Here is a 12,257-nt window from a genome sequence, read left to right on the forward strand (position 1 = left end):
GGCCGGCAACGGCCGCCACCTTCGGTCAGGAGGCCCGATGGCGACCATCCCGACGGAGCGCAGCCCGGACAGCTCGGTGGCGTTCCTGCGCGACGGCTACCGCTTCGTCGGCCGACGCTGCGACCGCCACGGCACCGACATCTTCCAGGCCCGGCTGTTGCTGGAGCCCACCATCTGCCTGCGCGGCCGGGCGGCGGCGGAGCTCTTCTACGACACCGGGCGCTTCGTCCGGGCGGGCGCCATGCCGAAGCGGGCGCAGCGCACCCTCACCGGCCGTGGCGGTGTGCAGGGCCTCGACGGGGCGGACCACGCCGACCGCAAGGCCATGTTCATGTCGATCATGACGCCGGCCGCGGTCCGGCAGCTCGCGCAGCTCTTCGACGACGAGTGGCGGGCCCGCGTCCCGTCCTGGGAGTCGGGCGGGCCGGTGGTGCTCTACGACGAGGTCGGCCGGATGCTGACCCGCGCGGTCTGCGCCTGGGCCGGCGTGCCGCTCGCGAACTCCGAGGTGGACCGGCGTACCGCCGAGCTGCACGCGATGATCGAAGGGCCGGCGGCGCTCGGCCCCCAGCACTGGCGTGGCCTGTGGGGCCGCCGCCGGGGCGAGCGCTGGATCGGCCAGCTCGTCGACCGGCAGCGCGCCGGCACGCTCCCCGCCCCCGAGGGCAGCGCGCTGCGGGTGTTCGCCGAGCACCGCGACGCCCACGGGCGGCTGCTCCCCCGCCGGATCGCGGCCGTCGAGCTGCTCAACGTGCTACGGCCCACGGTCGCCGTCGACCGCTTCATCGTCTTCGCCGCGCTGGCCCTGCACGACCACCCGGCCTGGCGGGAACGGGTCCGGGAGAGCGACGAGGCCGCCGAGAGCTTCGTGCAGGAGGTACGCCGCTACTACCCCATCTTCCCCGTGGCCGCCGCCCGGGTCCGGCGCTCGTTCGACTGGCGGGGCTACCACTTCCCGCGCGGCCGGCGGGTGCTGCTCGACCTGTACGGCACCAACCACCACCCGGCGCTCTGGCCGGAACCGGAGCGGTTCCGGCCGGAGCGCTTCACCGGTTGGCGGGGCGACCCGTTCGCCCTCGTGCCGCAGGGCGGCGGCGAGCACCTGACCGGTCACCGCTGCGCCGGGGAGTGGATCACGATCGAGCTGATGAAGCGGGCGGTGACGAACCTGACCACGACGATGCGGTACGACGTGCCACCGCAGGACCTGGCGTTGAGCCTGCACCGGATGCCGGCGTTGCCGCCGAGCGGGCTCCTGGTCACCAACGTCCGCCGCACGGCCTGAACCCGACACCGCCCCGGGGACCTCGACGGCCCCGGGGCGGTGCGGTCGCGATCGCGCTCAGGCCGGGTGCAGGACGGTGCGCAGGCAGCCGTCCTCCTTCTTCTCGAACATCTCGTAGCCCCGCGCGCCCTGCTCCAGCGACATCGGGTGGGTGGCCAGGTAACCGGGATCGATCTCGCCGGCCGCGATCCGGTCCAGCAGCATCGGGATGTAGCGCTGGGCGTGCATCTGCCCCATCCGCAGCACCAGCGCCTTGTTCATCGCCGCGCCGAGCGGGAACTTGTCCACCAGGCCGGCGTAGACACCGACGATGCTCACCGTGCCGCCCTTGCGGCAGGCCATGATCGCCTGTCGGACCGACGTGGGGCGGTCGGTCTGCAGCCGGGCCGTCTGCTTCGCCCTGTCGTACGCGTACACCGGCCCGACGTCGTGCGACTCCATGCCGACGGCCTCGATGCACGCGTCCGGCCCCCGGCCGGCGGTCATCTCCCGCAGCGCCTCCAGCACGTCGGTCTCGGCGTAGTTGACCGTCTCCACGCCGAGCCGGTCGGCGGCGGTGGCGAGCCGCTCCGGCAGCCGGTCGATCACGATCACCCGCTCGGCGCCGAGGAGCTGGGCGGACCGGGCCGCCATCTGGCCGACCCCGCCGGCGCCCCAGACCGCAACCACCTCGCCGCCCTTCAGCGCGCAGAAGTCGGCGGCCATCCAGCCGGTGGGCATGGCGTCGGAGGCGAACACCACCGAGTCGTCGGGCACCCCGTCGGGCACCTGGAACGCCCCGATGTCGCCGAAGGGCACCCGGACGTACTCGGCGTGGCTGCCGGAGTAGCCACCGGCGGCGTGCGAGTAGCCGAGGATGCCGGCCGGCGAGTGGCCCCAGAGCTTCTCGGTGAAGACCGGCTGCGGGTTGGAGTTGTCGCAGAGCGAGTACTGCTCGGTGCGGCAGTACCAGCAGCCGCCGCAGGCCACCACCGAGCCGACCACGACGCGGTCGCCGACGCGCAGCCGCCGTACGCCGGGGCCGGTCTCCACGACCTCGCCCATGAACTCGTGGCCGAGGACGTCGCCCTCCCGCATCGCCGGCAGGAAGCCGTTGATCAGGTGCAGGTCGGAGCCGCACACGCTGCTGGCGCCGACCTTGACGATGATGTCGCCCTCGGCGCGGATCCGCGGCTCCGGCACGTCGCGTACGGCCAGCTTGCCGCCGCCTTCCCAGCAGAGCGCCCTCATGCCCGCCCTCCCGTCCGCAGCCTCTCCCGCACCTTGTCGGTCGCCTTCTCCTGGGCCGGGCCGCGCCCGGACGGGTCCCGCCGGGTGTCGATGACCTGGCCGCACTCCACCAGCGCCTTCACCCGGCGCAGCGCGTCCCGCAGGGCCTGGTCCGGGTCGTCGCCGCCGAGGAGTCCGAGCGCCCGGCGCAGCGGCCCGGAGCGCCACCGCAGCTCGGCGCGGACCTCCGTGCCCCGGTCCCGGGGCGCCGGCGTCAGGTGGACCGTGCCCTCCTGCTCCGGCCCGTCGGTGACCCGCCAGCGCAGCCGCCCGGGTCCCTCGACGGTGATCTCCGCCCGCCACTCGGTGCCCCCGCCGGCCGGATCCCGCGCCACGCAGCGCCACCGGTCGTCGTCGAGCCGCTCCAGGGTCGCCCACCCGGCCAGGGCCCGGTCCATCCGCTCCCGGTCGGTCCAGAAGCCGATGACCGCCGCCGCCGGCCTGTCGATCGTCACCCCGCGTCGCACCACGTACCAGCCGTCGCGGCGCTCGGGCTGGTGCCGGCGTCGTCGACGGGCCACCGCCCTGCCGACGCCGACCACGGTCACGGTGGTGGCGCCGAGCAGCGCCCACCTCGTTCCGTTGCTGGTCATCTCGTCTCCTCCACCCGGGTGCCCGGGGATCGACCACCCCGCACCAGTTGCGCTACCCGGGACCGCCCGACCGAAACGACGCGCCGGTTTGCCCGGTCGATAACCGGGCACCTGCTGCGGGCACCCACCGCCACCGGGAGGCACCGTGTCCTTCGACGCCAGCGAGTACGGCCGGCACGCCGCGGACGTCTACGACGAGACGTACGCGCACCTGACACCGGACGCGGCGGTGGAGCGGCTCGCCGCGCTCGCCGACGGCGGCCCGGTGTGCGAGTTCGGCATCGGCACCGGCCGGCTCGCCCTGCCGCTGGTCGACCGGGGACTGACCGTCGCCGGTGTCGAGGGTTCCCCGGAGATGGCCGCCGGGCTGCGCGTCAAGCCCGGCGGGGACAAGATCGAGGTGGCCGTGGGCGACTTCGCCGAGACCCGGGTGCCCGGCGAGTTCGCCCTGGTGGTGCTCGCGTTCAACACGATCTTCGCGCTGCCGGACCAGGCCGCCCAGGTGGCCTGTTTCCGCAACGCCGCCGCCCACCTGCGCCCCGGCGGCCGGTTCGTCGTCGAGGCGTGGGTGCCCGACCCGGGCGCCTTCCGCGCCGGCGGCGCGCTGCGGCCGGTGCGGGTGGCGGAGGACGTGGTGCTGCTGGAGGCGGCCCTGCTGCACCCCGCCGAGCAGCGGATGACCACCACGAAGGTCCGGATCGGCAACGACGGGGTGCGCCTGCTGCCCGCCAACCACCGCTACGCCTGGCCGGCGGAGCTGGACCTGATGGCCGAGCTGGCCGGGCTGCGCCGCGAGCACCGGTGGGAGGACTGGTCCGGCCGGCCGTTCACCGACCACAGCCGCGAGCACGTCTCCGTCTACCGCCGCCCGGAGCAGGCGTGAGCGCCCCGGCCCGCCCCGCCGGGGCCGCTCCCGGCGGCGACGGCCACGGCACCGGCGCGCCGACGACCGGGCGCGCCGACGAGCGCCGGCTTCCCATGGCGTACGTGCTGCCGCTGCGCTGGACCGACGACGCCGACCTGACCGAACTGACCGCCTACCTGCGGCGGCTGAGCGCCCGGGTGGACGTGACCGTGGTCGACGGGTCACCGCCGGAGGTGTTCGCCCGGCACGCGGAGGCCTGGCGCGGCCTCGTCCGGCACCTGCGGCCGGATCCCGCCCTGCGCGGCGTCAACGGCAAGGTGACCGGGGTGCTCACCGGCGTCGGCGCGGCCCGGCACGAGCACGTGGTGATCGCCGACGACGACGTCCGGTACGACGACGCGGGGCTGCTCGCCGTGCACCGGCTACTCGACCGCGTGGACCTGGTCCGGCCGCAGAACTACTTCGACCCACTGCCCTGGCACGCGTGGTGGGACACCGGGCGCACCCTGCTCAACCGCGCGCTCGGCGCCGACTACCCCGGCACCCTGGCGGTACGCCGGAGCACCTTCCTCGCCATGGGCGGGTACGACCCGGACGTGCTCTTCGAGAACCTGGAGCTGATCCGCACCGTGCGCGCGTACGGGGGGACCGAGGCGGCACCCGCCTGGCTGCACGTACGCCGGCTGCCGCCGGACACCGCCCACTTCCTGGGCCAACGGGTCCGCCAGGCGTACGACGACCTGGCCCAGCCGGCCCGCCTGGTGGCCTCGCTCGCGGTCCTGCCGGCGCTGGCGGCGGCGGTCGCGACCCGGCGGCCGAGGCTGCTGCTCGGGGCGGCCGTGACCACGGTGGCGCTCGCCGAGGCGGGCCGGCGCCGGGGCGGGGGCGCCGCGGTCTTCCCGCCGGCCACCGCCCTGGCGGCCCCGCTCTGGGTGCTGGAGCGTGGCGTGTGCGGCTGGCTCGCCGTCGGCCGGCGCCTGCTCCTCGGCGGGGTCCGCTACGCGGGCGGCCGGGTGCGCCGCGCCGCCCACTTCGAACGCACCCTCCGCCGCCACCTGCGCTGACTCTGGGCACCGCCACCCGCCCGGGACGCACACGACAGCTCGCGGCCACTCCCCGGACGGTGCTCCGGGAGTGGCCGCGAGCTGCGGCGTACGGTGATCGGGCTGGTCAGTACCGCACCTGTTCGCGCGACTGCTGCGCCTGGTCCTTCACGTCGTGCGCGGCCGAACGGGTGTCGTCCTTGACGGCGTGCACCGCGTCCTGGGCGGTCGAGCGGACCGACTCGGTGGCGTGCTGCGCCGGCTCGCGCAGCTCCTCCTTCAGCTCGTTGGCGACCTCGCCGAGCTTCTCCTTCACCACCCCGGCGTGCTCGCCGGCCTTCTCCTTGACCTGCGACGCCACCTGCTGCTCGCGGCGGGTCGCCGGGATCAGCGAGGAGGCGAGCCAGCCGACGCCGAAGGCGATCAGGCCGGCGGCCAGCGGGTTGCCCTCGGACTTCTGCCGGATCACGTGCGGCGCCCGCTGCGCGGCGTCGCTGACGGTCGAGGCCGCCGAGTGCGCCTTGTCGCTGACCGTCGAGGCGGCCGAGTGCGCCTTGTCGCTCACGGTGGACGCCGCCGAGGAGGCGTGGTCGCCCACCGCGTGGGCGCCGTGCTTGGTGCTGTGACCCAGGTCCGAAGCGGTTCCCATCACCTTGTCCCTCACATTCTGCAGTGCGTTGCGGGCCCGCTGCTTGCGGTCGTCGACGATGCGGGCGGGGCTGACCTTGTACGCCAGCGCGTCCACGTCGGAACTCAGGTTGTTCCGGGTGGCTTCGATCTCCCGGCGGATCTGGTCCGGGTCGGTGCTCATCGGGTGACCTCCTGCGGGTGGGGCTTGAGCGCGTCGGGGATCCGCTGCACGCTGTCGTTGGTTCGCTTGAGGCCGCGGATGTGCTCGGCGCTCTTCTTGGCCTTGGTGTAGAGGACCGCGGCGATCGCGCCCCAGATGACGGCCACGATCAGGGCCGCCCAGCCGGCGTCCATCACGTTGGACAGCCCGGCCCAGAGGGCCAGCGACAGGAAGAGGGCCACCATGTAGCCGCCGAAGCCGGCGCCGCCGAAGAAGCCGGCGGTCTTGCCCGCCTTCTTGCCCTCCTGGCGGATCTCGGCCTTGGCCAGCTCGACCTCCTGCCGCATCAGGGTCGACAGGTCGCTGGTGACCTGGCGCATCAGCTCACCGATCGAGCTGCCCCTGACCTCGTCCGCGTCGTGGGGGTGGTAGCCGGAGTCCAGCCCCGCCCCCTGCGTCGGCATGCTCATGCCGCCGCCTCCCTTCGGGTGATTCGTGGGCTCACGGACGGGTGGTTCCGGTCGACGGCACGCCCGGCAGCGGGTCGGTCTGGCTCACCGGCGGCAGCGGCTGGCCGACGCCACCGGCGGGGTCGGCGTAGCTGGTGGTGGTCTGCGGGTCGGCGTACGCGCCCGGGGTCGGGTCGAGGTAGCCGCCCGGCGGTACGGCGTCCGGCACCGCACGCGGGGCCGGCGGGGTCGGGATGACCGCGGTCCGCTCCGGGTCGTAGCCGGCGCCCGAGCCGTACGCGGGGTAGCCGTTGCCACCCTGGCCGTCGCCGCCGGCCGAGATGTTCTTGGTCAGCCGGCCGGCGAGCACACCCAGCACGGCGGCGCCGACCAGGAAGGTGCCCGGGTTGCGACGCGCGTAGTCGCGCACCTCGGCGATCAGGTCGCCGGGCTCGCGCTGCTCCAGCCAGCCGGCCACCCCGTGCACCCGGTCGGCGGCCTGGCGGGCGATCTCGCTCACCGGGCCGGCCTGGCCGCCCTGTTCGGCCATCGAGCGCATCTCGTCGGCCAGCGAACGGAGCCCGCCGGCGGCGCGCCGCTGCTGGTCGCCGGCCTGGCTGGCGAGCTGGCTGCGGGCCTCACCGTAGAGGTTGCGCGCCTGGAGCTTCGCCTCGCCGACGACCTCCCGGCCCTGCTCCTTGGCCGTCTCGGCGACGGCGCCGCCGGCGTGCCTGGCCTCCGAGCCGACCTGACGGGCCTGCTCGCGGACGCCGCTGCCGTTGCTCGAATCCTGGCCGTACGTGGAAGTCGTGGGTGACAGATCGTAGGTCATGATTTCCCTTCCGCTCGGAAAGTCTTCGCGGGTGTGTGCTGGGGGGATGCGCCGGCCGGTTCCTGCCGTCGCACCTCTTGACCTACCCTGCGTCGCCGGTTCCATACCTCCTTCGTGACTTTCCCTGCGGGCCGCCACCGGCCCGCTACAAAATGGAGGATCGCCGGATCGCGTGTCGGAACTGTCACGCACAGTGGCGGACACTCCCCCGCCGCCGGCGCCGCGGGCAGGGCGTTCCGCGGCTCCACGGAGGTGAACCGATGGCACGACACGCACGCGGCGGCCCGGCGGGCCCGAAGCCGAAGGTGCAGCTCGCCGCCGTGGCCGCGGCCGGCGTCTTCGCCCTGATCGGAGTGCTCGGGTTCATCCCCGGCATCACCATCAACTACGCCGACATGACGTTCGCCGGCCACCACTCCGAGGCCCGGCTGCTCGGCCTGTTCCAGGTGTCGATCCTGCACAACGCGCTGCACCTGGGCTTCGGACTGGCCGGCCTGCTGCTGGCCCGCAGCGTCGCCGGGGCCCGGATCTTCCTCGCCGGCGGTGGCGCCCTCTACCTCGGCCTGTGGCTGTACGGCTTCGCGATCGACCGGGAGAGCGCGGCGAACTTCATCCCGGTCAACGACGCCGACAACTGGCTGCACCTGGTCCTCGGCTTCGGCATGCTCGCCTTCGGGCTGCTGCTCTCCAACCAGGTGGGCACCGGCACCCGGGCCGACGACCCCTTCGACCGCCCCTGACCCGGGCCGCGTGGCGGCGTTTGCCCGCCGGGCCCTTCGGGCACGGAGGTCGGAGGTCCGTCGACGAGGAGGTCGTCATGCCGAGGTGGTTGCGTGACAACGCGCTGACCGTGGCGATGTTCGGCGCCTTCCTCGTCTTCCTGGCGTTGCAGAGCGTGTTCGGCTGGCAGACGTACAACCAGGAGCTGGCCGAGTTCGGGGCCGCGCCGACCAGCTGGCCGGCGTACCTGGGCACCGGGCACTTCATGGAGTCGGTCTTCGAGAACTGGGAGTCGGAGTTCCTCCAGATGGGCGGCTACGTCCTGCTCACCGCCTACCTGGTGCAGCGCGGGTCGGCGGAGTCGAAGCCGGTGGGGCAGACCGACCGGCCCGAGGACGACGAGCGGCGGGCCACCCCGGACTCCCCCTGGCCCGTACGCGCCGGCGGGCTGCCCCTGGTCGTCTACCGCAACAGCCTCTCCATCGCGCTGCTGCTGATCTTCGCCGGCTCGTTCGTCGGCCACCTGCTCGGCGGAACCGCCGACTACAACCAGCAGCAGGCGTTGCAGAGCGGGGCGCCGCCGATCGGCGCGTGGGAGTTCCTCGGCACGAGCGACTTCTGGTTCCAGTCGATGCAGAACTGGCAGAGTGAGTTCCTCGCCGTCGGCACGCTGATCGTGCTGAGCATCTTCCTGCGTCAGCACGCCTCGCCGGAGTCGAAGCCGGTCACCGCCGAACACGCGCACACCGGCGACTGACCGTCCGGCCCCGTCAGGCCGGCACGCGCAGCCGCTTGGCGAAGCACACGCTGTACGGGTTGCCGACGTACTCGCCGTAGACCGGGATCGGTTCGTACCCGCTGGAGGTGTAGAGCCCGATCGCGGCCGGCAGGTACGTGCCGGTCTCCAGGCGGAGAACCGCGTACCCCTGCTGGAAGGCCAACTCCTCCAGCGCGGTCAGCAACTGCCGGGCGATGCCCCGCCCCCGGTAGGCCGGGCGGACGTACATCCGCTTCACCTCGCCGGTGCCCGCGTCGAGCGCCTGGATCCCGCCGCAGGCGACCGCCCGCCCGTCGGCGACCACCACCAGGTAGCGGATGTCGTCGTGGGTGACGGTCGCCTGACCGTCCAGCCCGCCGTCGGCCGCCCGCAGCTCGCGCTGCTGGGCGGCGACCAGGGCGTCGATCTCCGCATCGGTGGCGGGGCGGGACTCGATCAGCATCAGGCCACGCTAGGCGGCGGGGATTTCGGGCAGGTTTCCGGCAGTCGACCCGCGCGCGGAGCGCGACGAGCCATTCAGCGTCGTCCGCCTGGGCGGGCTGTTCGGCGCCGTCCGCCGGAGCGGGCTGTTCGGCGTCGTCCGCCTGGGCGGGCTATTCGGCGTCGTCCGCCGCCGCGATGCGGGACGGGCCGGGCTCCTGGGAAGGACCGGGCCCGTCGGACGGGCCGGCCTCCCGGACCGGCCCGGCGTCGCCGAAGCCGTCGGCCGGGTCGACGTCGTCGGAGACGTCGGCGTCGGTGCCCTCGACGTCGTCCTCCGGGCGCTGCCGGCGGGCCTTGCGGGCCGCCAGCCGCTCCGCGGCGGACGCCCGGGTGGACTTCTCCTCCAGCCGGACGTCGGTGCCCCGGTTGCCGGGGATGAAGTCGGCCCCGGCGTAGAGGGTCGGCTGCCAGTCGAACTCCCGCTCGCCGATCCGGACCAGGTCGCCCGGTTCCGCGCCGGCCTTGCCCAGCTTCTCCTCGACACCCAGACGGGCCAGCCGGTCGGCCAGGTAGCCGACGGCCTCGTCGTTGTCGAAGTTCGTCTGCCGCACCCACCGCTCGGGACGGACGCCGTGCACGACCCAGGCGCCGTCCGCCGCGGCCTCGATGGTGAAGCCGGCGTCGTCGACCGCCCGGGGGCGGATCACGATCCGGGTCGCCTCGGCGGGCGGCGCGGCCTTGCGCCCCTGCTCCACCAGCTCCGCCATGGCGTACATGAGCTCCTTGAGCCCCTCCCGGGTCGCCGCGGAGACCTCGAACACGCGGAAGCCGCGCTCCTCCAGGTCGGGGCGGACGATCTCGGCCAGGTCCCGGCCGTCGGGCACGTCGACCTTGTTGAGCGCCACCAGCCGGGGACGGTCGGCCAGGCCGCCGTACTCGGTCAGCTCGGCCTCGATGGTGTCGATGTCGGCGACCGGGTCCCGGCCGGGCTCCAGGGTGGCGGTGTCGATGACGTGCACCAGCACCGCGCAGCGCTCGATGTGCCGCAGGAACTCCAGGCCGAGGCCCTTGCCGGTGGCCGCCCCGGGGATCAGGCCGGGGACGTCGGCGACGGTGAAGGTGTGGTTGTCCAGCCGGACCACGCCCAGGTTGGGCACCAGGGTGGTGAACGGGTAGTCGGCGATCTTCGGCTTGGCGGCGGAGATCACCGAGATCAGCGACGACTTGCCTGCCGACGGGAAGCCGACCAGCCCGACGTCGGCGACGCTCTTGAGCTCCAGCACCACGTCGAGCTGCTCGCCGGGCTCGCCCAGCTCGGCGAAGCCGGGGGCCTTGCGCCGGGCGTTGGCCAGCGACGCGTTGCCCCGGCCGCCGCGCCCGCCCCGGGCCACCTCGAAGGTCGTGCCGGCGCCCACCATGTCGGCCAGGACCGTGCCGTCGGGGGCCTGCACCACGGTGCCGTTCGGCACCTTGAGCACGAGGTTGCGGCCGTTCGCGCCGTCCCGGTTCGACCCGGCGCCACCCTTGCCGTTCTCGGCCTTCACGTGCGGACGGAAGTGGAAGTCCAGCAGCGTCGTCACCTGCGGGTCGACCACCAGGGACACGCTGCCGCCGTGCCCGCCGTTGCCGCCGTCGGGGCCGCCGAACGGCTTGAACTTCTCCCGGTGGATCGAGACACAACCGTGCCCACCATCGCCGGCCTGCAGGTGCAGGACGACCCGGTCAACGAACGTCGCCACGGGCGTCAATCCTTCCAGCGAGGTTCACGCCCCGCACGAAAAAAGCGAAGCGGGCCGGGACACGAGGTCCGCGGCCCGCAACGCCTTCGAACTACTGCTGCGGCACGATGCTGACGGTCTTGCGACCGCGCTTGGTGCCGAACTGGACCGAACCGGCGGCCAGCGCGAAGAGCGTGTCGTCTCCGCCGCGGCCGACCAGGTCACCGGGGTGGAACTTGGTGCCACGCTGACGGATGAGGATCTCACCCGCGCTGACGACCTGACCACCGAAGCGCTTCACGCCGAGCCGCTGCGCCGCGGAGTCACGGCCGTTACGCGAGCTGGACGCACCCTTTTTGTGAGCCATCTGAGGACGACCTACTTCCCGCTGGAGATGCCGGTCACCTTGACCTGGGTCAACGGCTGGCGGTGACCCTGGCGCTTGTGGTAGCCGGTCTTGTTCTTGAACTTGTGGATCCGGATCTTCGGGCCCTTGGTGTGTGCGGCGATCTCGCCGGACACCGCGACCTTGGCAAGCTTCGCCGCGTCGGTCACCAGGTCGTCACCGTCGACGAGGAGCACCGCGGTGAGCTTCACCGCGTCGCCGGGGGCACCGACGAGCTTCTCGACCTCGATCACGTCGCCCTCGGCGACCTTGTACTGCTTGCCGCCGGTCTTGACGATCGCGTACATCGGAGGCGGACTCCCTGTCGTTGAGGCTGCTGGCGTCTTTTCCCACCGTTGCCGGTCGGTTGTTCCCGCAGCGGCTCGCCGGGTAGCAGAGGCACGGCGGCGCGGGCACGCGAGAACTCGGTACACCAAAGTGCACCGCAGGCCAGCGTACGCCATCGGAGGGCCGACGCCCAAACCGGGCCCCGTCGGTCAGCGGGCGCAGAGCTGGTCGAGGCGCTGCCGGAGCCGGTCGAGCCCGGTCTCGTCGATCGAGTCGACGTCGGTGCCCAGCGTGCCGACCTCCGCCGCCATGTCCGCGAGGAGGGTCTTGAGCTGCGCGTCCTCGGCCCGGGTCGACTCGCGCCGCAGCGTGCTGCGCCAGTCGGTCAGCGCGGTGGAGATGCGGTCCCGGGCGGTCCGGGCCGCCGCGGCGTCGTCCGCCCCGACCGCCGCGACCATCTTGCCGAGTTCCTCGACGTACGTCCGCACGGCCGTCTCGCCGGCCCGCTGTGCCGCGGCACACACCTCGGGCGCGTTGCCGCCGGCCGCCCCGCTGCCGGCCCCCGGCCCGGTGCCCGGCGCCCCGCCGCCGACGGATCCGCCCGGCGTGACGCCACCGCCCGGTGCGCCGCCGGTTGGGCCGGCCCGCTCCGGACGCTCGGCCGCGCATCCGGCGCCGGAGAGCAGGACGGCAGTGAGCGCGGTGACGGCGAGCATACGGCGCATCGTTCTTCTCCTGACCGCAGGCGGCCGATCGTGGCCGGGGATCGACCATACGACAGGGCCCCTCCCGCCGGACATCACCGGGAAGGGGCCCTGT

General features: G+C 73.7%; 15 protein-coding genes. 5 read left to right on the top strand and 10 right to left on the bottom strand.

Translation table 11 applies throughout. From position 1 onward, the window contains the following. Positions 1–37 precede the first annotated feature (37 nt). A complete protein-coding gene (locus AC0OO9_RS07790; RefSeq protein WP_484516615.1) occupies positions 38–1,285 on the top strand; it encodes a cytochrome P450 in 1,248 nt (415 codons plus the stop codon). A gap of 57 nt (positions 1,286–1,342) precedes the next feature. Here AC0OO9_RS07790 and AC0OO9_RS07795 read toward each other — a convergent pair whose 3' ends face one another. Together AC0OO9_RS07795 and AC0OO9_RS07800 are read right to left on the bottom strand one after the other, a co-directional pair. Further along, positions 1,343–2,515 carry a zinc-dependent alcohol dehydrogenase gene (locus AC0OO9_RS07795; protein ID WP_484516616.1) on the bottom strand — a complete coding sequence of 391 codons (1,173 nt, stop codon included), beginning with the start codon at positions 2,513–2,515 and terminating at the stop codon, positions 1,343–1,345. Further along, positions 2,512–3,147 (bottom strand): SRPBCC family protein, encoded by a 636-nt coding sequence (locus AC0OO9_RS07800; RefSeq protein ID WP_484516618.1) that lies wholly within the window; start codon positions 3,145–3,147, stop codon positions 2,512–2,514. The genes AC0OO9_RS07795 and AC0OO9_RS07800 overlap by 4 nt, the downstream gene beginning before the upstream one ends. A 145-nt stretch (positions 3,148–3,292) precedes the next feature. Between AC0OO9_RS07800 and AC0OO9_RS07805 the strand changes: the two genes are divergently transcribed. Together AC0OO9_RS07805 and AC0OO9_RS07810 are read left to right on the top strand one after the other, a co-directional pair. Further along, positions 3,293–4,030 carry a class I SAM-dependent DNA methyltransferase gene (locus tag AC0OO9_RS07805; RefSeq protein ID WP_484516620.1) on the top strand — a complete coding sequence of 246 codons (738 nt, stop codon included), beginning with the start codon at positions 3,293–3,295 and terminating at the stop codon, positions 4,028–4,030. Continuing rightward, positions 4,027–5,076, top strand: coding sequence for a glycosyltransferase family 2 protein (locus tag AC0OO9_RS07810; RefSeq protein ID WP_484516622.1), 1,050 nt, complete (start codon positions 4,027–4,029; stop codon positions 5,074–5,076). Before AC0OO9_RS07805 ends, AC0OO9_RS07810 begins: the two co-directional genes overlap by 4 nt. A gap of 106 nt (positions 5,077–5,182) precedes the next feature. Here AC0OO9_RS07810 and AC0OO9_RS07815 read toward each other — a convergent pair whose 3' ends face one another. From AC0OO9_RS07815 to AC0OO9_RS07825, 3 genes are read right to left on the bottom strand one after another with little or no spacing between them, the layout of a single operon-like run. Further along, positions 5,183–5,866: a DUF3618 domain-containing protein gene (locus AC0OO9_RS07815; protein ID WP_484516624.1), complete on the bottom strand. Its 684-nt coding sequence runs from the start codon at positions 5,864–5,866 to the stop codon at positions 5,183–5,185. Continuing rightward, the gene (locus AC0OO9_RS07820; RefSeq protein ID WP_484516626.1) at positions 5,863–6,315 is read right to left on the bottom strand and encodes a phage holin family protein; all 453 of its coding nucleotides are present in this window, start codon (positions 6,313–6,315) and stop codon (positions 5,863–5,865) included. The genes AC0OO9_RS07815 and AC0OO9_RS07820 overlap by 4 nt, the downstream gene beginning before the upstream one ends. Before the next feature lie 31 nt (positions 6,316–6,346). After that, positions 6,347–7,126: a F0F1 ATP synthase subunit B family protein gene (locus AC0OO9_RS07825; protein WP_132240441.1), complete on the bottom strand. Its 780-nt coding sequence runs from the start codon at positions 7,124–7,126 to the stop codon at positions 6,347–6,349. 260 nt (positions 7,127–7,386) lie between these two features. On the opposite strand from AC0OO9_RS07825, the gene AC0OO9_RS07830 reads away from it, so the two are divergent. Continuing rightward, entirely contained in the window at positions 7,387–7,866 is a 480-nt protein-coding gene (locus AC0OO9_RS07830; protein WP_484516628.1) for a DUF4383 domain-containing protein, read from the top strand. Between the two features lie 77 nt (positions 7,867–7,943). Continuing rightward, positions 7,944–8,603, top strand: a complete 660-nt coding sequence (locus AC0OO9_RS07835; RefSeq protein WP_484516630.1) for a DUF6766 family protein — start codon at positions 7,944–7,946, stop codon at positions 8,601–8,603. Between the two features lie 13 nt (positions 8,604–8,616). On the opposite strand, the gene AC0OO9_RS07840 is transcribed toward AC0OO9_RS07835, so the two are convergent. From AC0OO9_RS07840 to AC0OO9_RS07860, 5 genes are all read right to left on the bottom strand, one after another. Then, positions 8,617–9,066 carry a GNAT family N-acetyltransferase gene (locus AC0OO9_RS07840; protein WP_357577642.1) on the bottom strand — a complete coding sequence of 150 codons (450 nt, stop codon included), beginning with the start codon at positions 9,064–9,066 and terminating at the stop codon, positions 8,617–8,619. Between the two features lie 151 nt (positions 9,067–9,217). Beyond that, positions 9,218–10,786: a GTPase ObgE gene (gene obgE, locus AC0OO9_RS07845; RefSeq protein WP_484516633.1), complete on the bottom strand. Its 1,569-nt coding sequence runs from the start codon at positions 10,784–10,786 to the stop codon at positions 9,218–9,220. A gap of 91 nt (positions 10,787–10,877) precedes the next feature. Then, positions 10,878–11,132 (bottom strand): 50S ribosomal protein L27, encoded by a 255-nt coding sequence (gene rpmA / locus AC0OO9_RS07850; protein ID WP_013288010.1) that lies wholly within the window; start codon positions 11,130–11,132, stop codon positions 10,878–10,880. 11 nt (positions 11,133–11,143) lie between these two features. Continuing rightward, a complete protein-coding gene (gene rplU / locus AC0OO9_RS07855; RefSeq protein ID WP_088975625.1) occupies positions 11,144–11,458 on the bottom strand; it encodes a 50S ribosomal protein L21 in 315 nt (104 codons plus the stop codon). A 189-nt stretch (positions 11,459–11,647) separates the two neighbouring features. Then, complete coding sequence (locus tag AC0OO9_RS07860; protein WP_484516635.1) at positions 11,648–12,163, bottom strand: hypothetical protein; 516 nt, start codon at positions 12,161–12,163, stop codon at positions 11,648–11,650. Between the last annotated feature and the right edge of the window lie 94 nt (positions 12,164–12,257).

It is taken from the genome of Micromonospora sp. USAFONa4 (assembly GCF_057197825.1).

Coding starts and splice junctions, on each gene's coding strand:
- AC0OO9_RS07790 (WP_484516615.1), top strand. CDS start 38: ATGGCGACCATCCCGACGGAGCGCAGCCCGGACAGCTCGGTGGCGTTC.
- AC0OO9_RS07795 (WP_484516616.1), bottom strand. CDS start 2,515: ATGAGGGCGCTCTGCTGGGAAGGCGGCGGCAAGCTGGCCGTACGCGAC.
- AC0OO9_RS07800 (WP_484516618.1), bottom strand. CDS start 3,147: ATGACCAGCAACGGAACGAGGTGGGCGCTGCTCGGCGCCACCACCGTG.
- AC0OO9_RS07815 (WP_484516624.1), bottom strand. CDS start 5,866: ATGAGCACCGACCCGGACCAGATCCGCCGGGAGATCGAAGCCACCCGG.
- AC0OO9_RS07820 (WP_484516626.1), bottom strand. CDS start 6,315: ATGAGCATGCCGACGCAGGGGGCGGGGCTGGACTCCGGCTACCACCCC.
- AC0OO9_RS07825 (WP_132240441.1), bottom strand. CDS start 7,126: ATGACCTACGATCTGTCACCCACGACTTCCACGTACGGCCAGGATTCG.
- AC0OO9_RS07830 (WP_484516628.1), top strand. CDS start 7,387: ATGGCACGACACGCACGCGGCGGCCCGGCGGGCCCGAAGCCGAAGGTG.
- AC0OO9_RS07835 (WP_484516630.1), top strand. CDS start 7,944: ATGCCGAGGTGGTTGCGTGACAACGCGCTGACCGTGGCGATGTTCGGC.
- AC0OO9_RS07840 (WP_357577642.1), bottom strand. CDS start 9,066: ATGCTGATCGAGTCCCGCCCCGCCACCGATGCGGAGATCGACGCCCTG.
- rpmA (WP_013288010.1), bottom strand. CDS start 11,132: ATGGCTCACAAAAAGGGTGCGTCCAGCTCGCGTAACGGCCGTGACTCC.
- rplU (WP_088975625.1), bottom strand. CDS start 11,458: ATGTACGCGATCGTCAAGACCGGCGGCAAGCAGTACAAGGTCGCCGAG.
- AC0OO9_RS07860 (WP_484516635.1), bottom strand. CDS start 12,163: ATGCGCCGTATGCTCGCCGTCACCGCGCTCACTGCCGTCCTGCTCTCC.